This is a genomic window from Burkholderia sp. RF2-non_BP3 (genome assembly GCF_001522185.1).
Taxonomy (GTDB): Bacteria; Pseudomonadota; Gammaproteobacteria; order Burkholderiales; family Burkholderiaceae; genus Burkholderia; species Burkholderia diffusa.
Genome location: NZ_LOSU01000036.1, coordinates 183,535 through 209,370 on the forward strand (window position 1 = coordinate 183,535; position 25,836 = coordinate 209,370).

General features: G+C 67.3%; 23 protein-coding genes. 6 read left to right on the forward strand and 17 right to left on the reverse strand.

The features are described 5' to 3' along the window. Positions 1 to 4: 4 nt before the first annotated feature. From WS45_RS19930 to WS45_RS19985, 12 genes are all read right to left on the reverse strand, one after another. Positions 5 to 1,927, reverse strand: coding sequence for a PrkA family serine protein kinase (locus WS45_RS19930; RefSeq protein WP_059524460.1), 1,923 nt, complete (start codon positions 1,925 to 1,927; stop codon positions 5 to 7). Between the two features lie 508 nt (positions 1,928 to 2,435). Beyond that, positions 2,436 to 4,202, reverse strand: a complete 1,767-nt coding sequence (locus tag WS45_RS19935; protein ID WP_059701509.1) for a methyl-accepting chemotaxis protein — start codon at positions 4,200 to 4,202, stop codon at positions 2,436 to 2,438. Positions 4,203 to 4,479: 277 nt separating this feature from the next. Beyond that, positions 4,480 to 5,409 (reverse strand): ribokinase, encoded by a 930-nt coding sequence (gene rbsK / locus WS45_RS19940; RefSeq protein ID WP_059701258.1) that lies wholly within the window; start codon positions 5,407 to 5,409, stop codon positions 4,480 to 4,482. Continuing rightward, positions 5,406 to 6,437, reverse strand: a complete 1,032-nt coding sequence (locus tag WS45_RS19945; RefSeq protein ID WP_059524464.1) for a LacI family DNA-binding transcriptional regulator — start codon at positions 6,435 to 6,437, stop codon at positions 5,406 to 5,408. The genes rbsK and WS45_RS19945 overlap by 4 nt, the downstream gene beginning before the upstream one ends. A 38-nt stretch (positions 6,438 to 6,475) precedes the next feature. Next, positions 6,476 to 7,495 (reverse strand): ABC transporter permease, encoded by a 1,020-nt coding sequence (locus WS45_RS19950; protein ID WP_059524466.1) that lies wholly within the window; start codon positions 7,493 to 7,495, stop codon positions 6,476 to 6,478. Next, positions 7,492 to 9,105 carry a sugar ABC transporter ATP-binding protein gene (locus tag WS45_RS19955; RefSeq protein ID WP_059524468.1) on the reverse strand — a complete coding sequence of 538 codons (1,614 nt, stop codon included), beginning with the start codon at positions 9,103 to 9,105 and terminating at the stop codon, positions 7,492 to 7,494. The genes WS45_RS19950 and WS45_RS19955 overlap by 4 nt, the downstream gene beginning before the upstream one ends. A 139-nt stretch (positions 9,106 to 9,244) precedes the next feature. Further along, positions 9,245 to 10,195, reverse strand: coding sequence for a sugar ABC transporter substrate-binding protein (locus WS45_RS19960; RefSeq protein ID WP_059524470.1), 951 nt, complete (start codon positions 10,193 to 10,195; stop codon positions 9,245 to 9,247). Between the two features lie 375 nt (positions 10,196 to 10,570). Further along, positions 10,571 to 11,497, reverse strand: a complete 927-nt coding sequence (locus tag WS45_RS19965; RefSeq protein ID WP_059524472.1) for a CysB family HTH-type transcriptional regulator — start codon at positions 11,495 to 11,497, stop codon at positions 10,571 to 10,573. Positions 11,498 to 11,577: 80 nt separating this feature from the next. Continuing rightward, positions 11,578 to 12,636 carry a sulfate/molybdate ABC transporter ATP-binding protein gene (locus tag WS45_RS19970; protein WP_059524474.1) on the reverse strand — a complete coding sequence of 353 codons (1,059 nt, stop codon included), beginning with the start codon at positions 12,634 to 12,636 and terminating at the stop codon, positions 11,578 to 11,580. A 13-nt stretch (positions 12,637 to 12,649) separates the two neighbouring features. Then, positions 12,650 to 13,597 carry a sulfate ABC transporter permease subunit CysW gene (gene cysW, locus WS45_RS19975; RefSeq protein WP_059691754.1) on the reverse strand — a complete coding sequence of 316 codons (948 nt, stop codon included), beginning with the start codon at positions 13,595 to 13,597 and terminating at the stop codon, positions 12,650 to 12,652. Then, a complete protein-coding gene (gene cysT, locus WS45_RS19980; RefSeq protein ID WP_059524478.1) occupies positions 13,594 to 14,490 on the reverse strand; it encodes a sulfate ABC transporter permease subunit CysT in 897 nt (298 codons plus the stop codon). The genes cysW and cysT overlap by 4 nt, the downstream gene beginning before the upstream one ends. A gap of 137 nt (positions 14,491 to 14,627) precedes the next feature. Then, positions 14,628 to 15,665 (reverse strand): sulfate ABC transporter substrate-binding protein, encoded by a 1,038-nt coding sequence (locus WS45_RS19985; RefSeq protein ID WP_059524480.1) that lies wholly within the window; start codon positions 15,663 to 15,665, stop codon positions 14,628 to 14,630. A 264-nt stretch (positions 15,666 to 15,929) separates the two neighbouring features. On the opposite strand from WS45_RS19985, the gene lexA reads away from it, so the two are divergent. The 3 genes from lexA to WS45_RS20000 are packed head-to-tail and all read left to right on the forward strand — an operon-like array spanning position 15,930 to position 17,670. Next, complete coding sequence (gene lexA, locus WS45_RS19990) at positions 15,930 to 16,577, forward strand: transcriptional repressor LexA (protein ID WP_006754655.1); 648 nt, start codon at positions 15,930 to 15,932, stop codon at positions 16,575 to 16,577. 26 nt (positions 16,578 to 16,603) lie between these two features. Continuing rightward, positions 16,604 to 16,942, forward strand: a complete 339-nt coding sequence (locus tag WS45_RS19995) for a hypothetical protein (protein ID WP_040144136.1) — start codon at positions 16,604 to 16,606, stop codon at positions 16,940 to 16,942. A gap of 29 nt (positions 16,943 to 16,971) precedes the next feature. Further along, entirely contained in the window at positions 16,972 to 17,670 is a 699-nt protein-coding gene (locus WS45_RS20000) for a DUF2939 domain-containing protein (RefSeq protein ID WP_059701260.1), read from the forward strand. 90 nt (positions 17,671 to 17,760) lie between these two features. Here WS45_RS20000 and WS45_RS20005 read toward each other — a convergent pair whose 3' ends face one another. Then, positions 17,761 to 18,258 (reverse strand): universal stress protein, encoded by a 498-nt coding sequence (locus WS45_RS20005; RefSeq protein WP_044843612.1) that lies wholly within the window; start codon positions 18,256 to 18,258, stop codon positions 17,761 to 17,763. Between the two features lie 330 nt (positions 18,259 to 18,588). On the opposite strand from WS45_RS20005, the gene nodI reads away from it, so the two are divergent. Together nodI and WS45_RS20015 are read left to right on the forward strand one after the other, a co-directional pair. Then, complete coding sequence (gene nodI / locus WS45_RS20010) at positions 18,589 to 19,503, forward strand: nodulation factor ABC transporter ATP-binding protein NodI (protein WP_059524484.1); 915 nt, start codon at positions 18,589 to 18,591, stop codon at positions 19,501 to 19,503. Between the two features lie 6 nt (positions 19,504 to 19,509). Then, positions 19,510 to 20,343, forward strand: a complete 834-nt coding sequence (locus WS45_RS20015) for an ABC transporter permease (protein ID WP_059524486.1) — start codon at positions 19,510 to 19,512, stop codon at positions 20,341 to 20,343. A 51-nt stretch (positions 20,344 to 20,394) separates the two neighbouring features. Here WS45_RS20015 and WS45_RS20020 read toward each other — a convergent pair whose 3' ends face one another. The 4 genes from WS45_RS20020 to WS45_RS20035 form a co-directional block, all read right to left on the reverse strand. Further along, positions 20,395 to 20,817, reverse strand: coding sequence for a hypothetical protein (locus WS45_RS20020; protein ID WP_059691758.1), 423 nt, complete (start codon positions 20,815 to 20,817; stop codon positions 20,395 to 20,397). Positions 20,818 to 21,040: 223 nt separating this feature from the next. Beyond that, positions 21,041 to 22,099, reverse strand: a complete 1,059-nt coding sequence (locus WS45_RS20025) for a permease (RefSeq protein ID WP_059701262.1) — start codon at positions 22,097 to 22,099, stop codon at positions 21,041 to 21,043. After that, positions 22,096 to 23,223: a tRNA 2-selenouridine(34) synthase MnmH gene (gene mnmH, locus WS45_RS20030; protein WP_059701264.1), complete on the reverse strand. Its 1,128-nt coding sequence runs from the start codon at positions 23,221 to 23,223 to the stop codon at positions 22,096 to 22,098. The genes WS45_RS20025 and mnmH overlap by 4 nt, the downstream gene beginning before the upstream one ends. Before the next feature lie 64 nt (positions 23,224 to 23,287). Continuing rightward, complete coding sequence (locus tag WS45_RS20035; RefSeq protein ID WP_059701266.1) at positions 23,288 to 24,241, reverse strand: LysR family transcriptional regulator; 954 nt, start codon at positions 24,239 to 24,241, stop codon at positions 23,288 to 23,290. Positions 24,242 to 24,406: 165 nt separating this feature from the next. Here WS45_RS20035 and WS45_RS20040 point away from each other — a divergent pair, with 165 nt between their 5' ends. After that, entirely contained in the window at positions 24,407 to 25,828 is a 1,422-nt protein-coding gene (locus tag WS45_RS20040; RefSeq protein WP_059701268.1) for a M20 family metallopeptidase, read from the forward strand. Positions 25,829 to 25,836 lie beyond the last annotated feature (8 nt).

The window sequence follows — 25,836 nt, forward strand, 5'->3', positions numbered from 1 at the left end:
CGCGTCATGACGACTTGCGCACGCGCAGGTACCAGTCGCAAAGCAGCCTCACCTGCTTCGGCGTATAGCCCTTCGCGACCATCCGGTTCACAAAGTCCTCATGCTTGCGCTGCTCCTCCGCCGACCCCTTCGCGTTGAACGAAATGACCGGCAACAGTTCCTCGGTATTCGAGAACATCTTCTTCTCGATCACGACGCGCAACTTCTCGTAGCTCGTCCACACCGGGTTCTTCCCGGCGTTCGCCGCCCGCGCGCGCAACACGAAGTTCACGATCTCGTTGCGGTAATCCTTCGGATTGCTGATCCCGGCCGGCTTCTCGATCTTCTCCAGTTCCGCATTCAGCGCGGCGCGGTCGAAGCTCTCGCCCGTGTCGTGATCGCGGAATTCCTGATCCTGGATCCAGAAGTCCGCATACGTGACGTAGCGGTCGAAGATGTTCTGCCCGTACTCCGAATACGATTCGAGGTAAGCCGTCTGGATCTCCTTGCCGATGAAGTCCGCATAGCGCGACGCGAGCACGTCCTTCACGAACGACAGGTATTTCTGCTCGGTCTCCGGCGGGAACTGCTCGCGTTCGATCTGCTGTTCGAGCACGTACATCAGGTGCACGGGGTTCGCCGCGACCTCGCTCGAATCGAAGTTGAACACGCGCGACAGGATCTTGAACGCGAAGCGTGTCGACACACCCGTCATCCCTTCGTCCACACCGGCGTAATCGCGATACTCCTGGTACGACTTCGCCTTCGGATCGGTGTCCTTCAGGTTTTCGCCGTCATACACCTGCATCTTCGAGAACAGGCTCGAATTCTCCGGCTCGTGCAGGCGCGACAGCACCGAGAACTGCGACATCATCTTCAGCGTGCCCGGCGCGCACACGGCTTCGGCCAGCGACGAATTGCGGATCAGCTTCTCGTAGATCTTCGTCTCTTCCGACACGCGCAGGCAGTACGGCACCTTCACGACGAAGATCCGGTCGAGCAGTGCCTCGTTGTTGCGGTTGTTGCGGAATGCCTTCCACTCCGACTCGTTCGAGTGCGCGAGGATCACGCCGTCGAACGGAATCGCGCCGAATCCTTCGGTGCCCTTGAAGTTGCCTTCCTGCGTGGCGGTCAGGAGCGGATGCAGCACCTTGATCGGCGCCTTGAACATTTCGACGAATTCGAGCAGGCCCTGGTTCGCCAGGCACAGGCCGCCCGAGTAGCTGTACGCATCGGCATCGTCCTGCGCGTATTGCTCGAGCTTGCGGATGTCGACCTTGCCGACGAGCGACGAGATGTCCTGGTTGTTTTCGTCGCCAGGCTCCGTCTTCGCGATGCCGATCTGCCGAAGGATCGACGGAAAGCGGCGCACCACGCGGAACTGGCGGATGTCGCCGTTGTATTCGTGCAGGCGCTTGACGGCCCACGGACTCAGGATGCTCTTCAGGTAGCGGCGCGGAATGCCGTATTGCTCTTCGAGGATCGGGCCGTCCTCGTCGTAGTCGAACAGCCCGAGCGGCGATTCGTTGACGGGCGAACCCTTGAGCGCATAGAACGGCACGCGTTCCATCAGTTGCTTCAGGCGCTCGGCGATCGACGACTTGCCGCCGCCCACCGGCCCGAGCAGGTAGAGAATCTGCTTCTTTTCTTCGAGCCCTTGCGCAGCGTGGCGGAAGTACGCGACCACCTGCTCGATCACTTCCTCCATTCCGTAGAACTCACGGAACGCGGGATAGACCTTGATAACCTTGTTCGCGAAGATCCGCGACAGGCGCGGGTCGTTGCGGGTATCGACTTGTTCCGGTTCCCCGATTGCAGCCAGCATGCGTTCGCCGGCCGTGGCGTACGCTGACGGATCGTTCTTGCAGAGCGCGAGATACTCCTCCAGCGAGAACTCTTCCTCTCGCGTTTTTTCGAAGCGGTTCGCGAAGCTGCTGTAAATATCCATGCTACCTCCCTCGCCTGAGTCTGAAGACGTGCCTGCCTTCTATGACTGCGCAGAAGCAAGCGCGTTCGAATTCATCCTAAACCCTTTCTTATTTTTTTTCACGAACTCTTCGTATGAAGTTCGTCATTCTCGACAACACCGCTTGGACAACGCATTTCGACGCTTTACAATCGATCTCCCGAGCCGCAGAAACTGCATCCGCCGCGTCTCGTCGAGCATCGGAACGTCTCGTGCGTTGGATGCCTCCGCCGTCGTCGCCGCACCTTCACTCTCCCCTTCATCCCTAGACGTTCGAGCAGACGTTTTCGACGACACGCTGCGCGCACCGTTACAAATTTTTTTCGCATCGTCCGGAGATACCCGTAGCGCGGATGCGCACATGCCACGCGTGGCGACGCACGCACGTTCACGCGCGCTGTCACATTTCACCGGCCGCCGAAACGACGACGCCCGCATGTCGCGGGCGTCGTGTGCTGCCAAATGGGGATAGATGCGCGGTGCGCGCGACTCAGAACGTTTCCCAGTCGTCGGCGCCGGCAGATGCAGCCACCGGTGCGGGTGCAGCGGCCGCCGGCTTGCGCGCCGGCGCGGGGCGCTTCGGCGCAGCGTCGCGATCGTTGCGCGCCGCGGCCGGTGCGGGCGGCGAAACAGGCACGACGGACGGCGCGACTGCCGGCGCGACCACCGCGCGCGGCGCCTGACGCGCAACGGCGGCTGCCGGCTTCGCCGCATCGTCGTCGATCCGGAACACCGACGCCGTTTCGCGCAGGCGCGCGGCCTGCTCGTCGAGCGATTGCGCGGCGGCCGCCGCTTCCTCGACGAGCGCGGCGTTCTGCTGCGTGACCTCGTCCATCTGCGCGACCGCGCGCGCGACCTGGTCGATGCCGCCGCTCTGCTCCTCGGATGCCGCCGCGATCTCGCCCATGATGTCCGTCACGCGCTGCACCGCACTGATCACGTCGCTCATGGTGCGGCCGGCTTCGTCGACCAGCGTCGAGCCCGTCCGGATGCGCTCCACCGACGCGTCGATCAGCGCCTTGATCTCCTTGGCCGCGCTCGACGAACGCTGCGCGAGGCTGCGCACCTCGCCCGCGACGACCGCGAAGCCGCGGCCTTCCTCGCCGGCGCGCGCGGCTTCGACCGCCGCGTTCAGCGCCAGGATGTTGGTCTGGAACGCGATTCCCTCGATGATCGCGATGATGTCCGCGATCTTCGCCGAGCTGTCGTTGATCTCGCCCATCGTGCCGACCACCTGGCCGACCACCGTATTCCCCTTGTTTGCAATCTCCGACGCGTTCGCGGCCAGCGAGCTTGCCTGTCGCGCATTGTCGGCGTTCTGCTTCACGGTGCCGGTCAGCTGCTCCATGCTCGACGCGGTTTCCTGCAGCGCGGACGCCTGCTCTTCCGTGCGCGACGACAGGTCGATGTTGCCGGCGGCGATCTGGCGCGCCGCGGTCGCGATCGACTCGCTGCCGCCGCGCACGGTGCGCACCGTGTCGACCAGCCCGCGCTGCATCTTCGCGAGACCCTCGAGGAGCTGGCCCATTTCGTCGCGCCGCTGCACCACGATCGAGCGGCGCAGGTCGCCCGCGGCGATCGCGTCGAAATGCGCGAGCGCGTCCGCGAGCGGACGGCCGATCGCACGGCTGAGCGTCAACCACGACAGCACCGCGGCAACCAGACCAGCCGCCAGCAGGACGATCGACACCACGCGCAGCGTATCGAACGTCGCTTCCGAATGATCGAAGCTGGTCTGCCCGGCGCTGAACTGGAAATTGCGCAGCGCCTCGCTCGCCACCGAGAGATCGTTGTAAAGCGTCTGGAGTTGCTTGGCGCCTTCGCCGATCCGGTCGTGGTCGCCCGTCGCGACAAGGCCGCCGAACGCGTCGCAACCGCGCTGCAGCGCCTGCCGCTTCGCGGCGACGTCCTGCGCGAGTCGATCCTCGTCCGCATCGCGCGGCAGCGCGAGGTACTTTTTCCACCACACATCGGACTGCGCGCGCATCGCGCGGCTACGCTCCACCGCCGCAGCCGATTCGGGCGTCCCCACCAGCAGCGCGGCGCGATCGAGCGCCAGGCGCTCGCGCGCCGCGTACATTTCGGCAACGGCCACGTCGACCGCGCTCGGCATCTGGTTCGTGAAAATCTCGCGCGTCGCGTCGTTCGAACGCGTCATCCCGTACACGCCCAGCACGCCGATCACCCCCAGCAGTATCGCGAGAAACGCCATCGTCAAACCGATGCGTGCACGTATCGTCAGGTTTCCGATCACCATCATTGTTCCTGTATTGCGTCGTCATGAACGGGCAAGGCCCATTTTTCGAAACAGCGTTTCGTCCTGATGTATTTACGACCGGATGTTGCGCAGCTTGATGGTATTCACATCATTTTTTTCAGCAATTCATTAGTTAATTACAGATTTCTGAACAATGGGGTCGAAGCATCGCAGGCCCGCCTCGCGAAAGCGCGTGGCAGGCATCGCGATCGGGCAATCGGGGAAAGACGGCCGGCGCCTGCTTCCGCACGCGCCGGCCGGGATGCGCGATCCGGCTCTATTCGGCCAGTTCGGCGAGGGTGGGAATCGACGGCTGCGCGCCTGCGCGCGTGACCGACAGCGCCGCCGCACGTTGCGCGAAGCGGATGGCCGTGTCGATGGCCTCGCCCGCCGCGAGCCGCGCGGCGAAACCGCCGATGAAGGTATCGCCGGCCGCGGTCGTGTCGACTGCCTTGACGACGGGTGCCGGATAATGGCGCGCCGCGCCGTCGGCCGTCAGCGCGAACACGCCGCGCGCGCCGAGCGTGATCAGTACGTTGCGTGCGCCGGCCGCGTGCAGCGCACGTGCCGCGGCTTCCGCCTCGGCCGGATTGCGCACCGGCAGCCCGGTCAGCGCGGCCGCCTCCACTTCGTTCGGGACCAGGTAATCGACCAGCGGCAACCAGCCGTCCGGCAGCGGCGCCACGGCCGGCGCCGGATTGAGCACGACGGTGCGGCCGAGCCGCCGCCCGGCCGACAGCGCCGCGAACACGGCGTCCGGCGGCGTCTCGAGCTGGCAGATCAGCACGTCGGTCGCGGCGAGCGCGGCCTCGTGCCGCGCCACCGTATCGGTCGTCACTTCGCCATTGCCGCCCGCGACGATCACGATCGCGTTCTGGCTCGCGTCGTCGACGACGATCAGCGCGACACCGGTCGACGCGGTCGCGCTCGTCGCGAGCCGCGAGCAGTCGATGCCTTCGGCCTCGAGGCCGGCCCGCAGCGCGGTACCGTGCGCATCCGCGCCGACGCAGCCGATCATCGCGACCTGCGCGCCGAGTCGCGCCGCCGCGACGGCCTGGTTGCCGCCCTTGCCGCCCGCGGCCTGCGCGTACGCATGACCGGCAAGCGTTTCGCCCGGCAACGGCAGCCGCGGCGCCCGTACGACGAGATCCATGTTGAGGCTGCCGACCACCGTCACGCGGCCGGCGCCCGCCGCACGCGCCGTCATGGGCGACCGCCCGGCGCGGCCGGCTCGCGGTAAACCGCCGTCGATTCGCGCAGCACGAGGCGCGGCGACACGACGCGACGACGGCTCGGCGCGGCCGTCGAACCGCCGCCGATCCGCTCGATCAGCGTTTGCGCGGCCATTTCGCCGAGCGCGCGCACCGACTGGCCGACCGTCGACAGCGCCGGATACGTGTAGCGGGAGAATTCGATGTCGTCGAAGCCGATGATCGAGCAGTCGTCCGGCACGCGCATGCCGCGCTCGGCCGCCGCGCGCAGCGCGCCGACGCCCATCAGGTCGTTGCCCGCGAAAATCGCGCTGGGATGCACCGACTCGAACAGCCGGGATGCCGCGTGGTAACCGCCGAGGCACGAAAAATCGCTTTCCGCGATCGCGCCCGGCACGATGTCGATGCCGCGCTCGGCCATCGCACGGATGAAGCCGTGCACGCGCATGGCGCTGACGGCCGTGTCGGTCGGCCCGGTGATGCAGCCGATCTTCGCGTGCCCGAGTTCGAGCAGGTGACGCGTCGCCAGGTAGGCGCCGCGTTCGTGGTCGATCTGCACGAGGTCGGCCGCGAGCCCCTCGATGTTGCGGTCGACGACGACGAGCGGCGCATGCGCATCCGCAAGCGTCTGCGCGAGCACCGTGTCCTCGCCGGCCGACGCGACGATCAGCCCGTCGATGCGCTTTTCCTGCAGCACGCGCAGGTAGTTGCGCTGCTTCACGGGATCGTCGTCCGAGTTGCAGAAGAACACGCAATAGCCGTTGGCCGCGCACTGGTCCTCGATGCCGCGCGCAAGCTCCGCGAAGTACGGATTCGTGCTGTTCGGCACGACGAGGCCAATGGTCGCCGTCGAGCGCGCCTTCAGCGAGCGCGCCACGGCCGATGGCACGTAATTCAGCTCGCGGATCGCGCCCTCGACCTTCGCACGCACATCCGCGGACACCGGCCGCGAATTGTTCACCACGTGCGAGACGGTCGTAAACGACACGCCCGCCATGGCTGCCACATCCTTGATCGTCGCCATTTCCCGTTTCTCTCTGGTCTGCTTTCCGTGTAGTAGTTCTACCGGGCGCGCGCGCGCCGGCTGCGATACGTGTCGAGCACGACCGCGACCACGATCACCGCCCCGGTGATGATCCGTTTGGTCGGCTCGTTCGCGCCGATTTGCGCCAGCCCCGCGGCCAGCACGGAGATGATCAACACGCCGAAGAACGTGCTGATCACCGAACCGCGCCCGCCCATCAGGCTCGTGCCGCCGATCACGACGGCTGCGATCACCTGCAGCTCGACGCCCGCGCCCGCGTTCGGATCGGCGGCCTCGAGCCGCGAGATCTGGAACAGCGACGCGAGCCCCGCGAGCGCGCCCATCAGTGCGAATACGACGATTTTATACGGACGCGGGTTAACCCCGGCAAGCCGTACCGCCTCTTCGTTCGTGCCGATCCCGACGAGATAGCGTCCGAATACGGTGCGCGTCAGGACGAACTGTGCCGCGATCATCACCGCGACCGCGATCAGGAACGCCGGCGAGATGCCGAGCGCGATCGGGTTCGACAGGAAATCGAACGCGTCGCCGATGTAGGCCGTGCGCGAATTCGTCAGCTGGTATGCGACGCCGCGCGCGGCTTCGAGCACGCCGAGCGACACGATGAACGACGGAATCCGCCAGCCGACCGTGATCGCGCCCGTCAGCGAGCCCGTCGCGGTCGCGACCGCGATCCCGATCAGCGCGGCCGGCAGCGGTCCCCACTGCCATTTCAGCGCGGCCACGCTGACCATCGACGCGGCCAGCGCGAGCACCGAGCCGACCGACAGGTCGATGCCGGCGATGATCAGCACGAAGGTCATCCCGACCGACATCACGACGAGATCGGGGATCTGGTTCGCGATCGTACTGAACGTATCGTAGGTCAGGAAATGCGAACTCAGCGCCGAAAACAACGCGATCATCGCGGCGAGCGCGCCGGCGAGCCCGAGATAGTTCGATACGCCGAGCCGTGTGCCGGACAGCGTGCGCGCGCGGCGCCCCGTCACGGTCTGCTGCGCGCCTGCGTCGCTCGGGGATACGGGAGGCTGGGTCATTGCCGTTGTCCTGTGGTCGAAGTGCCGGAAGCCGCGCGCGGCGCGCCTTCCGCATCCGGATGCCGCACGCCGTCCGGCAGCGCTTCGCGGCCGAAGCCGGCGAACGCCGCGGCCAGCAGCGCATCCTGGGTCCAGTTGCCGCGTTCGAACACGGCGGTCATGCGGCCGGCCGACATCACGCCGATCCGGTCGCAAATCAGCATCAGCTCGCGCAGGTCGCTCGATACGACCACCAGCGCGCGGCCCTCGCGGGCGAGCGCGCCCATCAGCGTGTAGATCTCGAACTTGGCGCCGACGTCGATCCCGCGGGTCGGTTCGTCGAACAGCAGCACGCCCATGTCGCGCGCGAGCCAGCGGCCGATCACGACCTTCTGCTGGTTGCCGCCCGACAGTTCGCCGACCGCCTGCGCGGCGCCGTGCGTGCGGATCCGCAACGCGTCGATCTGCCGCTCGGCGAGCGCCGTCTCGCGCGTCGTATCGACGATGCCGCCGCGCGCAAGCCGGTCGAGCTGGCCGAGCGAGACGTTCGACGTGACCGACTGCGACAGCAGCAGCCCTTCGCCCTTGCGGTCCTCGGTGATCAGTGCGATACCGTGCTTCACCGCGTCGACGGGCGAGCCGATGTGCGCCGGTTTCAGCGGATCGCCGACCGCGATCATCCCGGCGTCCGGCGTATCCGCGCCGTAAATCAGCCGCAGCAGCTCGGTGCGCCCCGCGCCGATCAGCCCGGAGATGCCGAAGATCTCGCCCGAGCGCACTTCGAGCGACACGTCCTGCACGGCCGTGCCGCGCGTCATGCCCGACACGACGAGTCGCGGCGCGCCGATATGGCGCACGCCGAGATCGATGTGCTCGCCGAGCTCGCGACCGACCATCAGCGTGACGAGCCCGTCGGACGTCGTCGCGGCCATGTCGCCGACATGCACGAGCCGGCCGTCGCGCAGCACCGCGACGCGCTCGGCAACGCGCGCGAGCTCCTCGAGCCGGTGCGAGATGTAGACGATCGCCACGCCGCGCGCCTTCAGCCGGTCGATCTGCTCGAACAGCAGTTCGACCTCGCGCGCGGTCAGCATCGCGGTCGGCTCGTCGAGGATCAGCACGCGGCAGTCGCCGATCAGGTTGCGCGCGATCTCGACCATCTGCTGGTGGCCGATGCCGAGCGCGCCGACCGGCGTATCGGGGTCGACCGCGTCGAGCCCGACCTGCGCCATCGCGGCACGCGCGTCGTCGCGCAGCCGCGCGCGATCGATGATGCCGAAGCGTCGCGGCAGACGGTTCAGAAACAGGTTTTCGGCGACCGTCAGCGTCGGCAGCAGGTTCAGCTCCTGCATCACCATGCGCACGCCGAGCGCCTCGGCCTGCGTGCGGCTCGCCGGCGCATAGGCCTGGCCGCCGAGCTGCATCGTGCCGGTCGTCGGGTCGACGAGCCCGCCGATGATCTTCGACAGCGTGCTCTTTCCTGCGCCGTTCTCGCCCGTCAGCGCGAGCGCCTCACCCGGCGCGAGCGTCAGCGTGACGTCGGCGAGCACGGGTTCGGCGTAGGTCTTGCCCACGCCGGAGACGGACAGCACGGGAACGGCTGAACGGGAGGGTTGGAAGGTCGGTTCCATCGCGATCCTGGTTGCGGCCGCGCACACGCGGCGCGCGGGTATGACGCTCACAAGTGCTTGCAGTGGCCGTGATCGCGCTCACTCCGGATAACGGCCGCCGGCCCGGATTCTTGAGCGCGGCGGCCGCGGCGGCGTGGCGTCACTTCGTCACGAGATCCACCGGCGTCTCGACCACGCCGGTCATGTCGGCCTGCTTGCGATGCTCGGCGATCGCCTTGAGCGCCGTGTCGATGCCGAACACGGCCTGCTTCGCCGCGTACTGGTCGGCGGTCGCGACCACGCGGCCGTCCTTCAGCATCGGCTTGATCGCGTTGATGTTGTCGTAGCCGACCACGAGCACCTTGCCCTGCTTGCCCGCCGCCCGCACGGCCGACACGGCGCCGATCGCCATGTTGTCGTTGCCGCACAGCAGCGCCCGCAGGTTCGGGTATTCGTTCAGCATCGCGGACGCGACCGCATTGCCCTTGTCGATCTCCCATTCGCCCGACTGCACCGACACGACCTTCATCCCGCCCGCCTTCATCGCATCCTGGAAGCCGGCCGTGCGCTGCTGCGCATTGGTCGTCGTCGACACGCCTTCGATGATGCCGACCTGATCGCCCGCCTTCAGCCGCTTCGCGAGGTAGTCGCCGATCTTGCGCGCACCCTTGCGGTTGTCGGGGCCGACGAACGGCACGTTCAGGTTCTTCGACTTCAGCACGTCGGGATCGAGCCGGTTGTCGATGTTCACGACGATGATGCCCGCGTCGACCGCCTTCTTCACGACCGGCACGAGCGCCTTCGAATCGGCCGGCGCGAGCACGATCGCATCGACCTTCGACACGATCATCTGCTCGACGATGCGGATCTGGTTCGCGGTGTCGGTCTCGTCCTTGATCCCGTTCGTGATCAGGTCGAACTGGCCGGCGTTGTGCTTCTGGTATTCCTTCGCGCCGTTTTCCATCGTCAGGAAGAACTCGTTGGCGAGCGACTTCATCACGAGCGCGACCTTCGGCTTGCCTGCCGATTGGGCATGGACGACCGGTGCGGCGACGACCGCGACGGCGGCAAGCGCGGCGGTCAGGAAGCGACGGCGAAAGCGGACATTCATACACATCTCCTGGCGACTGGCCCAAAGGGCCGGACTGTTGTTTTAATGTGAGCAAACGTTTGCGCCACACTACCCGGGCATTGGCCATCGATGCTGCTTGTCGGTACCACGGAATGGAAGCGAGGCAGACGGCCGACTGCCTGGCGCGTGCTGTCGTCGACGCGCCACCGCCGGCGGGGACGCCGGCGGAGTGAAGGCTATGCTGTACCGTTTCGGGTCGACGCGCAACCCGTCTGATCAATATTTAAGGGTTTATTCGGAGCGCGCGGTTGCGCGCTCCGATTGCGGCGCGTTACTCGGGGTGCGGCGGCGCCGCTTCGTCGCGGTCGTCCGGCGGGCGCCTGCCTTGCCCCCGAAACATCATGTGCTCGATGATCAGGCCACTTCGCGCAGTTGCGAGGCGATTTCGGCTTCGTTCAGGTGCGGTGCGAACATCTCGATCAGCCGGTATGCATACGCGCGCAGGAACGCGCCCTTGCGCAACCCGACGCGCGTCGTGCTCGCCTCGAACAGGTGCTGCGTGTCGAGCGCGACGAGCCCGGTGTCGCGCTGCGGATCGAAGGCCATCGCCGCGACGACGCCGATCCCCATCCCGAGCTCGACGTAGGTCTTGATCACGTCCGCGTCGATCGCGGTCAGCACGACGTCGGGCACGGCGCCGGCCTGCGCGAATGCCTGGTCGATGTGCGAGCGGCCCGTGAAGTCCTGGTCGTACGTGATGATCGGGTACTCGGCGATTTCGTCGAGCGTCAGGTTCTCGCGGCCGACGAGCGGATGCCCCTTCGGCACGACGACCGTGTGGTGCCACGAGTAGCACGGGAACGTGACGATGTCCGGATAGCGGTCGAGCGCCTCGGTCGAGATGCCGAGATCGGCTTCGCCGTTCAGGATCATCTGCGCGATCTGCTGCGGGCTGCCCTGTCGCAGCGCGAGATGCACCTTCGGGAACACGTCGGTGAACTGGCGGATCACCTTCGGCAGCGCGTAGCGCGCCTGCGTGTGCGTCGTCGCGACGACGAGGTGGCCGCTGTCCTGGTCGGCGAACTGGCGCGCGACCCGGCGCAGGTTTTCCGCGTCGAGCAGCATCCGCTCGATCAACTGGTGCACGGCCTTGCCGGGCTCCGTGAGCCCCGTGAGCCGCTTGCCGCGCCGGATGAAGATGTCCACGCCCAGTTCATCCTCGAGATCCTTGATCTGCTTCGACACGCCCGACTGCGACGTGTACAGCACGTTCGCGACTTCCGTCAGGTTCATGTTCTGGCGCACGGCTTCGCGCACGAAACGCAATTGCTGAAAATTCATGGGTATGCCTCTTGGGCTGTCGTTGTTCGAATGTCGATCCGGAGCGGTATCCGCCCTCTTCTCTTTACCGGGCTCGGGCGTCAGTGTGCGGGAAATACGCGGACCGCGCGCGGCACGGCCGTCGCGCCGTCGCCGACCTGCAGCGCGAGCGCGCGCCACGCGTCGCGATCGAGTTCCGCTTCGAGTGCGCCGCCCGTGCGGGCCTCGAGCTCGACGCGCACCGAGCCGCCGAGCGGGATCACGCGGCGCACGTCGACCGCGATGCCGTCGCGATGGCCGTCGCCGGCCGGCCACAGCTGCAGGTCGTGCGGTCGCACGTACGCGTTCGCGGGGCCCGCGAAATCGGCGTCGACCGCGATCGGCGCAGCCGCCCCCTCGGCGACGAAGCCGCGCCCGGCGACCGTGCCGGGCAGCCGGTTCGCCGCGCCGAGAAACTCGTAGACGAACGCGCTTTGCGGATGGTCGTAGACGTCCTGCGGGCTGCCGACCTGCTCCACGTGACCGCGGTTCAGCACGACGATCCGGTCGGCCACTTCCAGCGCCTCCTCCTGGTCGTGCGTGACGAAGATCGTCGAGATGTGCAGGTCGTCGTGCAGGCGCCGCAACCAGCCGCGCAGTTCCTTGCGCACCTTCGCGTCGAGCGCGCCGAACGGCTCGTCGAGCAGCAGCACCTTCGGCTCGACCGCGAGCGCGCGGGCCAGCGCGATCCGCTGGCGCTGGCCGCCCGACAGCTCGGACGGGTAGCGCTGCGCGAGCCAGTCGAGCTGCACGAGCTTCAGCAGCTCGTGCACCTTCTCGCGGATCACGGCTTCGGACGGCCGTTCGCGGCGCGGCTTCACGCGCAGCCCGAACGCGACGTTCTCGAACACGGTCATGTGGCGGAACAGCGCGTAATGCTGGAACACGAAGCCGACCTGGCGATCGCGCGCGCCGACCGACGCGACGTCGAGCCCCTGCAGCACGACCTGGCCGGCGTCCGCGTGCTCGAGGCCCGCGATCACGCGCAGCAGCGTGGTCTTGCCGCAGCCCGACGGCCCGAGCAGCGCGACGAGCTCGCCCGGCGGAAAGTCGAGCGACACATCGTCGAGCGCGGTGAAATCGCCGAAGCGCTTCTGAAGGTGACGGACGGTAATACCCATTCTGGTTGCCTCTTTACGATTTCGACGAAATGGCGGCGACGGGGCCGGCATGAGCGGGAACGTCATCGCGTGCGCCGGCCAGTTCGGCGGCGAGGTGACGTTCGGCGAGCAGCTTCAGCGCGAGCGTGACGAGCGCGAGCAGCGCCAGCACCGACGCCACCGCGAACGCCGCCGCGAAGTTGTATTCGTTGTACAGGATCTCGACGTGCAGCGGCATCGTGTCGGTCACGCCGCGGATGTGGCCGGACACGACCGACACCGCACCGAATTCGCCCATCGCACGCGCATTGCACAGGATCACGCCGTACAGCAGGCCCCACTTCACGTTCGGCAGCGTCACGCGCCGGAAGATCTGCCAGCCCGATGCGCCGAGCACGCGCGCGGCCTCTTCCTCGTCGGTGCCCTGCGCCTGCATCAGCGGAATCAGCTCGCGCGCGACGAACGGAAACGTGACGAAGATCGTCGCGAGCACGATGCCCGGCACCGCGAAGATGATCTGCACGTCGTGGTTCTGCAGCCACGGCCCGAGCCAGCCCTGCGCGCCGAACAGCAGCACGTAGACGAGGCCCGAGATCACCGGCGACACGGAGAACGGCAGGTCGATCAGCGTGGTCAGCAACGCCTTGCCGCGGAATTCGAACTTCGCGATCGCCCACGATGCGCACACGCCGAACACGAGGTTCAACGGCACCGCGATCACGGCGACGGTCAGCGTCAGCTTGATTGCCGACCATGCGTCGGGATCGGCGAGCGATTCGAGATAGAAGCCGACGCCCTTGCGCAGCGCCTCGAAGAACACCGCGGCGAGCGGCACGACGAGGAAGAACGCAAGGAACGTCAGCGAGACGCCGATCAGCAGCCAGCGCACGGCGCGCGGCTCGCTGACGGGGTCGGGCTGCTTCGCGGCGCGCACGCGCGCGACGGACGGGTCGTTCAGCACGGCGTTGGACTCCTGGGTCATTGCTGGCCTCCTGCTGCTGCGGCAACGGTGACGGTCGCCGGCGCGGGGCCGCTCGCGCCCTTGCTCGTGCGGCGCTGCAGATACCACTGCAGCGAGTTGATCAACAGCAGCATCAGGAACGACACGACCAGCATCACGACCGCCAGCGCGGTCGCGCCCGCATAGTCGTACTGCTCGAGCTTCGTGATGATGAGCAGCGACGTGATCTCGGATTTCATCGGCACGTTGCCGGCGATGAAGATGACCGAGCCGTACTCGCCGAGCGCGCGCGCGAACGCCAGCGCGAAGCCGGTGAGCAGCGCCGGCAGCACGGCCGGCAGCACGACGCGGCGGAACGTCAGCCAGCGCGATGCGCCGAGGCACGCGGCGGCCTCTTCCTGCTCGCGCTCGAAATCCTCGAGCACAGGCTGCACGGTACGCACGACGAACGGCAGCCCGATGAAGGTCAGCGCCACCAGCACGCCGACCGGCGTGAACGCGATCTTGATGCCGAACGGCGCGAGATACTGGCCGACCCAGCCGTTGGTCGCATAGACGGCCGCGAGCGAGATGCCGGCGACCGACGTCGGCAGCGCGAACGGCAGATCGACGATCGCGTCGACGAGGCGCTTGAACGGGAACGTGTAGCGCACCAGCACCCACGCGACGAGAAAGCCGAACACGGCGTTGATCAATGCGCCGCCGAGCGCGGCGGAGAACGTCAGCCGGTACGACGCGAGCACGCGCGGCGACGCGACGGCGGTGACGAACTGGTCCCACGACAGCGTCGCGGTCTTCAGGAACGTGGCGGCGAGCGGAATCAGCACCACGAGGCTCAAATAGGCCACCGTGATGCCGAGCGTCACGCCGAAACCGGGCAGCGCGCTCGGTTTGCGAAAGGTGTACGTCGTCATCGGATGCTCTTGCTGGGTCGTTGCTGCTCATGGGTCCGACGCAAACGCCGACGCGGGGAGTCGCGCCGGCGGGCCGTCGGGGATGCGGCGCGCTCTCGTGGCGCGCCGCTGTCGTTATGGCTTGTTGCTGCGTGACGTTACTGCGGCTTGTAGATCGAGTCGAACACGCCGCCGTCCGCAAAATGCGTCTTCTGCGCATTCGTCCAGCCGCCGAACGTGTCGTCGACCGTGTACAGCTTCAGCTTCGGGAACTGCTTCGTCAGCTCCGCCGGCACGTTCTTCGAGCGCGGGCGGTAGTAGTTGCGCGCCGCGATTTCCTGGCCCTGCGGGCTGTACAGGAAATTCAGGTAGGCCTCGGCCAGCTTGCGCGTGCCCTTCTTGTCCACCACCTTGTCGACCACCGCGACGGGCGGTTCGGCCAGGATGCTCACCGACGGCACGACGATCTCGAACTTGTCCGTGCCGAATTCCTTGATCGACAGGAACGCCTCGTTCTCCCACGCGATCAGCACGTCGCCGATCCCGCGCTGCACGAAGCTCGTCGTCGCGCCGCGCGCGCCCGAGTCGAGCACGCCCGCGTTCTTGTAGAGCTTCGTCACGAATTCCTTCGCGCTCTGCTCGTTGCCGCCCGGCTTGTGAACGGCGTATGCCCATGCGGCCAGGTAGTTCCAGCGCGCGCCGCCCGACGTCTTCGGGTTCGGCGTGACGATCGAGATGCCCGGCTTGGTCAGGTCATCCCAGTCCTTGATCCCTTTCGGGTTGCCCTTGCGCACCAGGAACACGATCGTCGACGTGTACGGCGATGCGTTGTCCGGCAGGCGCTTCTGCCAGTCCTTGTTGACGAGCCCCTTGTTGGCGATCGCGTCGATGTCGTAGGCGAGCGCCAGCGTCACGACGTCGGCCTGCAGGCCGTCGAGCACCGAGCGCGCCTGCGCGCCCGAGCCGCCGTGCGACTGCTTGAAGTTGACCGTCTCGCCCGTCTTCGCCTTCCACGCCTTGCCGAACGCCTGGTTGAAGTCCTGATACAGCTCGCGCGTCGGGTCGTAGGACACGTTCAGGAACGTCGTATCGGCCTGGGCGTGCGTCGCCACGCCCAGCGCTGCCGCCGCGCCCAGCGCGAGTGTTGCGATCAGGCGGCCCACTCCGCCCACCAGCCCCGTATTGCGCTTCGCCATCCTTGGTTCTCCAGTGTTGTCGGTCTTGCGATGTCGAGCCAGTCTAGCGAACGGGTTACATGATTAAAAATAATCGTTCCTCATTTTTTAATACTCAAAAGTGCTAACGCAGACGGGACGGACGGTTGCGGCGGACAAACCGGCGTCCGGGCGTCGCGAAATCGCGTCGGAACCGGCGCGATCGCGTCGAACCTCAAGTAACACTTGAAATTCGCGAAGTACTGTATAAAAATACAGCTCACTGTCTATCCATACAGTTCAGCCATGACCAAACTCACCGCCCGTCAGCAGCAAGTGTTCGACTTGATCCGCCGCGCGATCGAGCGCTCCGGTTTCCCGCCCACGCGCGCCGAGATTGCGGCAGAGCTGGGTTTCAGCTCGCCGAACGCGGCCGAGGAGCACCTCCGTGCGCTTGCGCGCAAGGGTGTGATCGAGCTGGCCGCCGGCGCGTCACGCGGCATCCGCCTGCTCGGCATCGACGACGCCCCGCACCAGTTCACGCTGCCGCACGCCGGCCTGATGCAACTGTCGCTGCCCCTCGTCGGCCGCGTGGCGGCCGGCAGCCCGATCCTCGCGCAGGAGCACATCTCGCAGCATTACGCGTGCGATCCCGCGCTGTTCACCAGCAAGCCCGATTACCTGCTGAAGGTGCGCGGCCTGTCGATGCGCGACGCCGGCATTCTCGACGGCGACCTGCTCGCCGTGCAGAAGCGCACGGAAGCGAAGGACGGCCAGATCATCGTCGCGCGCCTCGGCGACGACGTCACGGTGAAGCGCCTGATGCGCCGGCCCGGCGGCCTCGAGCTGATCGCGGAGAACCCGGATTACGAAAACATCTTCGTCAAGGCCGGCAGCGCGGAATTCGCGCTGGAAGGCATCGCCGTCGGGCTGATCCGCTCGGGCGAACTCTGACAATCGGTCTCGCTGAGGAGAACATCATGGAACGCCTTTCCCGTCTGCTGCCTTTCCGTCAATTCGGCCGCCTGCGTCACCTGCGCGGCCGCACGCCCTGCGCGCCGCTGTCCGCCGCGGCGCCCGTGGTGAGCCAAGAAGTCGCAGTTGAACGGCAGGCGTCGCTGCTGCCGTCAGCGCTTCCCGCGTTCGCGCGGGTTTCGCTGAACGCCGGCCTGAATCACGCGGAGCCGGCGCGCCGTGCGCCCGTGCGCGTCTATCACGGCCGGTCGCGCCTGATCATGGTCGGGACGATCGACGCCGTGTGCCGGATGATCGATCGCTGCATCGCCGAGGAACGATCGGCCACGCACGGCGGTCTCTGATTGCGGAACCTGTCCGCACCGGAGGCATCGTGACTGGATCTTCGGGCCGCGCGCGGCGGCTCAAGCCATTGCTGATCGTCGTGCTGGCCGTCGCCGTCCTGATGGCGATCGGTTACGCGTACGCATCGCCGTACGTCGCGCTCGGTCGCCTGAAATCGGCGATCGACGCGCGCGATGCGCAAGCGGTCAGCGAATATGTCGACTTTCCGTCGCTGCGCATCAGCCTGAAGCAGCAGGTGACGGAAGAGTTGATGCGCCGGATCGACGCGGTGAAGAAGGACAACCCGTTCGCGGTGATTGGCGCGCTGATCGGCTCCGCGTTGATCGGCCCGCTGGTCGATGCCTATGCGACACCGGAAGGTGTAGCGGCGCTGATGAGCGGCATTCCCCCGCGCGGCAATCCGGGCGAACGGCCGCCCGAATGGTCGGGCCCGCCGTCAGGCGCTACGCCTGGCAACGCACCGGCCGCGCCGCCGGTCAATCCGTCGAACGCACCCGCGCCGAGCAGCAATGCCCCCGCGTCGGCCGCAGCTACGCCCGCCATCGCGCCCGCATCCGCCAGCTCCGGGGAGCCGGGTCATCCGCAGCAAACGAGCGCCGGCTACCGGAATATCGACGAATTTGTCGTGACCTACCAGCGCAGCGCCGACGGCACACGCTATGCGGCGATCTTCCACCGCTTCGGCTTGTTCTCGTGGAAGCTGTCGGCGATCGACCTGCACGCCTGAGCGGTCGCACTCGGCATAGCTGCCGTTAGCGGCACGGCGCGCGACCGGCCCGAATCGCAGTACGACCCGGCCGGTCTCACGATCATTGCATCACTTGCCGCTCGCGGTGGCCGCTTCGCGTTCGCGTGCGATCTCGGCCTTTTGCTCTTCCGCCGACGAACATGCGACCAGAATGCTGCAGTTCACGCGATCGAGCAGTTGCGTGTTGCCCGACCCCATCCACCATCTCGACAACCCGCTACGGCACCGATGGCCGACGACAACGAGGTCAGCCTTCAATTCCGTCGCAAGATTCGCGATTTCGTCGATCGGATAGCCGAATGCGAAATGGCCTTCCGCCTGAACGCCGCGCTCGCGCAGCCAGTTCACGCCTTCCTGCAGGATCTCGCGCGCGGTTTCCTCGAAGCGGCCGCACGCGACGTCGGTCAGCAGCCCGGCGCTTTGCGCGATGCTCGAGCGCATGTCGACGACCGACAACAAATGCGTTTCCGCCTTCAGGTCCAGCGCGAGATTGGCGCCGCACCGCAGTGCCTTGCGTCCTTCGAGCGTGCCGTCGTAGCACAGCAGAATCTTGTTGTAGCTAGCCATGAAACCTCCCTGTCGCGACTACGTACCCTATGTACTCATCATGGTGCGCCGCAATTCCAGACGCAAGGGATGGAAAACGCTGATTCGCCACGCGGGGCGCGTCGGCGATGATGCGGTGCACGATCCGTGCGCGCATGCACCGTGCCGCGCGGGGCCGCCCTGAAGAGACGCAGCCGATGCACTAGAATGGCCCGTTCGTGCCGTCGACGTGCGTTCGCCTCGGTCATGCCCATGTGACACGCATTCATCCGACCCGTTCGCGGGCCGGCGTGCCCGACCGACCGGCCGCGAAACGCGTCCGCGTCCGCTGATTACAACGACAACCTGCCCATGTCCGTTGCACCGATCGATTTCCGGAACGTCGAAAAGCGCTATGGCGACAAGCTTGTCGTCAATGACCTGTCCTTCCACGTGCAGGCCGGCGAATGCTATGGCCTGCTCGGACCGAACGGCGCCGGCAAGACCACCACGCTGAAGATGCTGCTCGGCCTCGCGTATCCCGACGCCGGCACCATTTCACTCTGCGGCGAGCCGGTTCCGTCACGCGCGCGCCATGCGCGCCAGCGCGTCGGCGTCGTCCCGCAGTTCGACAACCTCGACCCCGATTTCACGGTCCGCGAGAACCTGCTCGTGTTCAGCCGCTATTTCGGCATGTCGGCACACGCCGCACGCGCGCTCGTGCAACCGCTGCTCGAATTCGCGAAGCTGGAAAACAAGGCCGATGCGAAGGTCGGCGAATTGTCGGGCGGCATGAAGCGCCGTCTGACGCTCGCACGCGCGCTCGTCAACGATCCCGACGTGCTGGTGCTCGACGAGCCGACGACGGGCCTCGATCCGCAGGCGCGGCACCTGATGTGGGAGCGGTTGCGGTCGCTGCTCGCGCGCGGCAAGACGATCCTGATCACCACGCATTTCATGGAGGAAGCCGAGCGCCTGTGCGACCGGCTGTGCGTGATCGAGGAAGGCCGCAAGATCGCCGAAGGCGCGCCGCACGCGCTGATCGAATCGGAGATCGGCTGCGACGTGATCGAGATCTACGGGCCGGAGCCGATCGCGCTACGCGACGAACTGGCGCCATTCGCGAAACACACCGAGATCAGCGGTGAGACGCTGTTCTGCTACGTGACCGACCCCGAGCCGCTCAGTGCGCGACTCAAGGGTCGCACGGGATTGCGTTATCTGCATCGTCCGGCCAATCTGGAGGACGTGTTCCTGCGGCTCACGGGCCGCGAAATGCAGGACTGATCGATCATGGACGTACGCAACTATTCCGCCGCCGCGCCGTCCGCACCGCCACGCGAATCGCGCTTCGCGATCGCGCTGCCCGCGAATGCCACCAACTGGATTGCCGTGTGGCGACGCAACTACCTCGTGTGGCGCAAGCTCGCGCTCGCCTCGCTGTTCGGCAATCTCGCCGATCCGATGATCTACCTGTTCGGGCTGGGGTTCGGGCTCGGCCTGATGCTCGGCCACGTCGACGGCGTGTCGTATATCGCGTTCCTCGCGGCCGGCACGGTCGGTTCGAGCGTGATGATGTCCGCGAGCTTCGAATCGATGTATTCGGGCTTCTCGCGAATGCACGTGCAGCGCACCTGGGAAGCGATCATGCACACGCCGCTCGCGCTGGGCGACATCGTGCTCGGGGAGATTGTCTGGGGGGCGAGCAAGGCGCTGCTGTCCGGCGTCGCGATCATGCTCGTCGCGGGCCTGCTCGGTTATGCGCGGTTTCCGTCGATGCTCGCGGCGCTGCCCGTGATCGCACTTGCCGGCCTCGCGTTCGCGAGCACGGCGATGATCGTCACCGCGCTCGCGCCGTCCTACGACTTCTTCATGTTCTATCAGACGCTCGTGCTGACGCCGATGCTGCTGCTGTCGGGCGTGTTCTTCCCGATCACGCAGTTGCCGCCGGTCGCGCAGCATGCGGCGCACATGCTGCCGCTCGCGAACGCGGTCGAACTGATCCGCCCCGCGATGCTCGGCCGGCCGGCGACGGACGTCGGCCTGCATCTCGCGGTGCTCGCCGGCTATGCGGTCGGCGGATTCGTGGTCTCCGCGTGGCTGTTCCGGCGGCGGATGATGCGCTGACGGCCGGGGCGCACGGCGCCCGCGCGATGCTGCGATGAAATGGCGACGACGTTACTCGTCGTCGTCGCTCCACGGAATCTCGACGTCCGTCAGGAATGCGACGGTCGCCAGCGGGCCGCCTTCCTGGCGGCCGAGCTTGCCGTCCGCGCGATGCCATTCGACGCGGAACTGCGTACCCGGATCGTCGGCGACGAGATAGACCGCGCGCAGCTCTTCCGCGTCGGCCTCGTCGACCGGACCGTCGAACGACACCAGCATCTTCTGCGGCCACAGGCCGTTCACCGGATCGTAAATGCGGTCGCCCTGCGGAATGTCGATGCTGGCCTCGACGCCGATCGTGGCGGAGGCTTCGATGATCATCGTGCCGAGTGCGTTCAGCACGGCAGTCGCCCGCGCGGAATTGGCCTGGCGGATCGCGAGATCGCCGCGCGTCAGCGCCTTTTCGAGTCGAGGATGAATCTTCGGTTGGGTCATGCGTTTTCCTGTTTGCTTCTTGTAAAGGGCACCGCGCGCGTGAAGCGGCGGCGCCGGATGAATACGACGGTCGCGCGGCGGGATCGGTCGGCGCGCGGCACTGCTGCCATCGCACAGGCCCGGTCGCCGGCAGCCGGGCCTGTCGCGCCCCGCGCGCCGACCGGGCACACGCGCCGGACTTGTCCGGCCGTCGCGCCCGATCGCCGTTCCGCCCGCGTGTCCGTCAGAACCCGAACGCGATCGCGAGCAGCCCGCTCACGATCCCGAACACGACGACGAGGCCCGTGACGATCGCCAGCATGTACGGCTTGAACGAGCGCGCGAGCATCGCGAGCGACGGCACGCTGATCGGCGGCAGCGTCATCAACAGCGCAGCGGCCGGGCCGACGCCCATGCCGAGCGACAGCATCGCCTGGATGATCGGCACCTCGCCGGCCGTCGGGATCACGAACAACGTGCCCGCGACCGCGAACGCGATGATCCAGCCGAGATGATTGCCGATGTCCGGGCCGATATGCGGAAACAGCCACGCGCGCGCCGCGCCGAGCAGCAGCACGAGCACGATGTATTCGGGCACGAGCCGCACGGCCATGCGTGCAAGCAGCTTCATCCAGCGGACGAACGGATTGCCCGCGGCGGTCTGCTCGGCCACCAGCGCGGCGAGTTGCGCGTCGTCGATGCTGCGGTCCTCGGGACGCGCGATACGGTTCAGCAGATAGCCGATTCCGAACACCATCGCGACGCCGAGCACGAGCCGCAGCGCGCTCCAGTGCCAGCCGAGCACGAAGCCCATGAACACCAGCGCGGCCGGATTCAGCACCGTGTTGCCAAGCCAGAACGCGACCGCGCCGCCCGGCGACGCGTGCCGCGCGCGCAGGCCCGCGACGACCGGCGCCGCGCAGCACGTGCACATCATGCCGGGCAGCGACAGCAGGCCGCCCGCGGCGACACTGCCGAAGCCCGTGCGGCCGAGCACGCGCGCGACCCAGTGCGCCGGCAGCAGCGCCTGCACGGCCGAACCGAGCAGCAGGCCGAGCACCATGGCCTGCCAGATCGCCTTGCCGTACGCCCACGCGTAGTCGAGCGCCGCCTTCAGCGACGGCTCGGGCGCGCTCGCCGACGTGCCCATCAGGATCGACTGGCCGATCGAATGATGCTCCGCGGCGACGAACGCCTTGTTGTAATACGGGAACCATTTCACGTAGAACAGTCCCGCGACCGCGATCAGCAGGAAAGTCATCCAGCCGAGCGCCGGACTGGGTTGGGTGCGTGTGGTCGTCATCGTGTGGTGGTCGTGGGGTTGTTGTCGATGTCGGCTCGCGCCGCCGCGCCAGCCGTGGGCGATGCCGGCAGCCCGGCCTGCGCGAGCGCGTCGAGCAGCGCGCGCGCCTGGTGGCGCCCATCGGCCGCGTTCGGCCGGAAAGTGAACGTCAGTGCGCGATTCGGTTTGTCGTGCGACGAACGATAGGTGCGCGCATAGGCGGGATCGTAATGCTTGTCGATCAGCGTGCGGAACAATTCGGTGCGCTCGTTCGCATCGATCAGTGCGTTCCAGCGCGCGACCTCTTCCCGGCTGTGCAGGCCGATCAGCCGTTCGAGCTGCGCCTTGAATACTGCCGGCTCGTCGAACAGATGGGCGTAATCCTCGAGCAGGAAAGCGATACGTTCGTCGTGCGCTGCCTCGACCTGCACCCACGGCCCCGCGTGAAACGCGTCCAGCAACGCGAGCGGCAACTGCACGAGCCCGATCTTGCGGCTTTCCGATTCGACGAACACCGGCCATGCGGGGTCGAAACGCTCGAGCGTGCCGACGAGCCCCGAATCAAAGGACTTCTGCGTCGGCTGCGGCACCCCCGGCAACGCACCGAGCAGCGAGCCGCGGTGGCATGCGAGCGCCTCGAGATCGAGCGTCTGTGCGCCTTCGTCGCGCAGCGCGTTCAGGAGCCGCGTCTTGCCGCAGCCCGTGTGACCGACGAGTGCGATGTAGCGGAACCGCGTCGGCAGCGTATCGAGCGTCGCGCATACCGAGCGGCGGTACGACTTGTACCCGCCCTCGAGCTGGCGCGCCTGCCAGCCGATCAGATTGAACCAGGTCGTCATCGAACCCGAACGCTTGCCGCCGCGCCAGCAGTAGATCAACGGCCGCCAGTTGCGCGGCCGATCGGCGAACGTGGTGTCGAGATGGCGCGCGATGTTGCGCGCGACCATCGCCGCGCCGACGCGCGTCGCCTCGTACGGCGACACCTGGCGGTACATCGTGCCGACGATCACGCGCTCCTCGTTGCTGAGCACGGGCGCGTTCAGCGCGCCGGGAATATGATCCTCGGCGAACTCGAGCGGCGTGCGCACGTCGATGATCTCGTCGAACTCGCCGGCGCGATCGAGGGTGACAATCAGGTTTTTCAATTTGGCGTCGAACAGGGGCGATGCGGCTCGGCGAGCCGCACGGGCACGGAAGGCGGATTCGCGATTATCTCATGCCCGGGCGTCTCGGGCCGCGCACGGCAACCGGCGGGGGCGACGCGCCGCTCATCACGTCGATCAGATGGTCGCGAAACGCGCGCACCGACGCGGGCAGATCGCGCCCCGCCATGGTCTGCACCTGGATGCTGCGCTCGCGTAGCTGGGGATTCGTGACGGGCAAGACGACGAAGCCGTCCGCGTCGAAACGGTCCCGCACCGACAGCAGCCCCGTGAACATCACTGCGCCGGTACGCTGCGCGTAGCGGTACATCGCCGCGGTGTTGTTGCTGGTCAGTTCCGGCTCGAGCATGAGCCCGTCGAGCACGCACGCGATGTCGATCAGCTGGCGCACCGTCGTGCCGGCCTCGGGCAGCACGTGCGGATGCCGCGCGACATCGGCGAGCGACACCGAGTCGCGCGCCGCGAGCGGATGGTCGCGCCGCACGAGCGCGAAAACCGGCGCTCGCTCCGTGTGTTCGACACGCACGCCCTTCTCCGGCGCCAGGCTGAACGTCAGACCGATGTCGACGTCGCCGTCGCGCACGCGCCGTGTCGCCTCCGCCGGCGACACGACCCACACCGAGAAATCGACGCCCGGGTGGCGCGCCTTGAAGCCTGCGAGCGCGCCCGGCAGGAAATCGATCGCGAACCCTTCCGAGCAGGCGATCTTCAACAGGCTGCCGTGCAGCGCCTCCAATCCGCCGATTTCCTTCATCACATGCTCGGCCTCCAGCAGGCTGCGCTGCGCGAAGCCCAGCAGCCGTTCGCCGGCCTCCGACAACGCCATCCCGCGCGGCCGGCGCTCGAACAGCGGCGCGCCGAGTTCGCTCTCGAGTTTCGCGATCTGCCGGCTGATCGCCGAGACGGCCACGTGCAGCCTCGCGGATGCGTCGCTGATCGACCCGGTGCGCGCCACCTCGACGAAATACCGCAACGCAAGACCATGCAGGAAAGCCGCCATCGTTCTGTCCCCGGGCCCGTCACCTAGGCCGCTCCGCTTTGCCTTTTCGGCAAGGAAATGTTCGAAATTCGATCATTGTGACAAAAAAAACGGCTTTCTAGAATCGATCGCACTCTCGGCCATGCGCGCCCGCACCCGCCGGAAAACCGATACAGGAGACACGTCTTGAGCCGTACCGCCGCCATCCAGCACGCGCTGAACCAGTTCGAATCCGGCGCGTTCTTCACGACCCTGAGCCGCCGCGTCGGCCTGCGCACCGAAAGCCAGGACAGCGGCTCGAGCGCCGCGCTGCGCGCCTACCTGACCGACGAGATCACGCCGGAGGCCGCGCGTCTGGGTTTCACGTCGCGCATCGTCGAGAATCCGGTCGACGGCGGCGGCCCGTTCCTGCTGGCGTCGCGCCACGAGGACGACGCGCTGCCGACCGTGCTCGTCTACGGTCACGGCGACGTCGTGCGCGGCTACGACGCGCAATGGTGCGCGCCGCTGTCGCCGTGGACGCTGACCGTCGACGGCGATCGCTGGTACGGCCGCGGCAGTGCCGACAACAAGGGCCAGCACACGATCAACCTGGCCGCGCTGGCGAGCGTGCTCGCCGCGCGCGGCGGCCGGCTCGGCTTCAACGCGAAACTGCTGATCGAGATGGGCGAGGAAACGGGGTCGCCGGGCCTCGACGCACTGTGCCGCCAGGAGCGCGACGCGCTCGCGGCCGACGTTCTGATCGCCTCCGACGGGCCGCGCGTCACCGCCGAACGTCCGACCGTGTTCCTCGGCTCGCGCGGCTCGGTCAACTTCAAGCTGAACCTGCGCGCACGCGATGGCGGCCATCACTCGGGCAACTGGGGCGGCCTGCTGCGCAACCCGGCGACCGTGCTCGCGAACGCGCTCGCGAGCCTCGTCGACGCGCGCGGCGCGATCCGCGTCGCCGGGCTGCGCCCGCCGCCGATCCCGGCCGCCGTGCGCGCCGCGCTCGCCGACCTGTCCGTCGGCGGCGGCCCCGGCGATCCGGCGCTCGACGCCGACTGGGGCGAGCCGGGCCTCTCCGCCGCCGAGCGCGTGTTCGGCTGGAATACGTTCGAGATTCTCGCGTTCAAGGCCGGCAATCCCGACCACCCGGTCAATGCGATTCCGCCCGTCGCATACGCGCACTGCCAGTTGCGTTTCGTGGTCGGCACGGACTGGCAAGCGCTGCATGCGCATCTGCGCGCGCATCTCGATGCGCACGGCTTCGCCGACATCGAGATCGACGTCGAACGCGGCGCGCCGGCGACGCGCCTGCCGCCGGACGATCCGTGGGTCCGCTGGGCCGTCGCGTCGCTCGCGCGCACGACCGGCAAGAAGCCCGCGATCCTGCCGAACCTCGGCGGCACGCTGCCGAACGAAGTCTTCGCCGATACGCTGGGGCTGCCGACGCTGTGGGTGCCGCACTCGTATCCGGCGTGCTCGCAGCACGCGCCCGACGAGCACCTGCTCGCGAGCGTCGTGCGCGAGGGACTGCAAATGATGGCCGGCCTCTTCTGGGATCTCGGCGAGGCCGCGCCGCCCGTTCGCCGCGCGGCACCCGCCGCGGCCGGCGCCGCCCTGTAACGCGCTTC

Bases quoted from the DNA above. Each gene is read 5' to 3' on its own strand.
- WS45_RS19930 (WP_059524460.1), bottom strand. From the start codon at position 1,927: ATGGATATTTACAGCAGCTTCGCGAACCGCTTCGAAAAAACGCGAGAG.
- WS45_RS19935 (WP_059701509.1), bottom strand. From the start codon at position 4,202: ATGGTGATCGGAAACCTGACGATACGTGCACGCATCGGTTTGACGATG.
- rbsK (WP_059701258.1), bottom strand. From the start codon at position 5,409: ATGACGGCGCGTGCGGCGGGCGCCGGCCGCGTGACGGTGGTCGGCAGC.
- WS45_RS19945 (WP_059524464.1), bottom strand. From the start codon at position 6,437: ATGGCGACGATCAAGGATGTGGCAGCCATGGCGGGCGTGTCGTTTACG.
- WS45_RS19950 (WP_059524466.1), bottom strand. From the start codon at position 7,495: ATGACCCAGCCTCCCGTATCCCCGAGCGACGCAGGCGCGCAGCAGACC.
- WS45_RS19955 (WP_059524468.1), bottom strand. From the start codon at position 9,105: ATGGAACCGACCTTCCAACCCTCCCGTTCAGCCGTTCCCGTGCTGTCC.
- WS45_RS19960 (WP_059524470.1), bottom strand. From the start codon at position 10,195: ATGAATGTCCGCTTTCGCCGTCGCTTCCTGACCGCCGCGCTTGCCGCC.
- WS45_RS19965 (WP_059524472.1), bottom strand. From the start codon at position 11,497: ATGAATTTTCAGCAATTGCGTTTCGTGCGCGAAGCCGTGCGCCAGAAC.
- WS45_RS19970 (WP_059524474.1), bottom strand. From the start codon at position 12,636: ATGGGTATTACCGTCCGTCACCTTCAGAAGCGCTTCGGCGATTTCACC.
- cysW (WP_059691754.1), bottom strand. From the start codon at position 13,597: ATGACCCAGGAGTCCAACGCCGTGCTGAACGACCCGTCCGTCGCGCGC.
- cysT (WP_059524478.1), bottom strand. From the start codon at position 14,490: ATGACGACGTACACCTTTCGCAAACCGAGCGCGCTGCCCGGTTTCGGC.
- WS45_RS19985 (WP_059524480.1), bottom strand. From the start codon at position 15,665: ATGGCGAAGCGCAATACGGGGCTGGTGGGCGGAGTGGGCCGCCTGATC.
- lexA (WP_006754655.1), top strand. From the start codon at position 15,930: ATGACCAAACTCACCGCCCGTCAGCAGCAAGTGTTCGACTTGATCCGC.
- WS45_RS19995 (WP_040144136.1), top strand. From the start codon at position 16,604: ATGGAACGCCTTTCCCGTCTGCTGCCTTTCCGTCAATTCGGCCGCCTG.
- WS45_RS20005 (WP_044843612.1), bottom strand. From the start codon at position 18,258: ATGGCTAGCTACAACAAGATTCTGCTGTGCTACGACGGCACGCTCGAA.
- nodI (WP_059524484.1), top strand. From the start codon at position 18,589: ATGTCCGTTGCACCGATCGATTTCCGGAACGTCGAAAAGCGCTATGGC.
- WS45_RS20015 (WP_059524486.1), top strand. From the start codon at position 19,510: ATGGACGTACGCAACTATTCCGCCGCCGCGCCGTCCGCACCGCCACGC.
- WS45_RS20020 (WP_059691758.1), bottom strand. From the start codon at position 20,817: ATGACCCAACCGAAGATTCATCCTCGACTCGAAAAGGCGCTGACGCGC.
- WS45_RS20025 (WP_059701262.1), bottom strand. From the start codon at position 22,099: ATGACGACCACACGCACCCAACCCAGTCCGGCGCTCGGCTGGATGACT.
- WS45_RS20035 (WP_059701266.1), bottom strand. From the start codon at position 24,241: ATGGCGGCTTTCCTGCATGGTCTTGCGTTGCGGTATTTCGTCGAGGTG.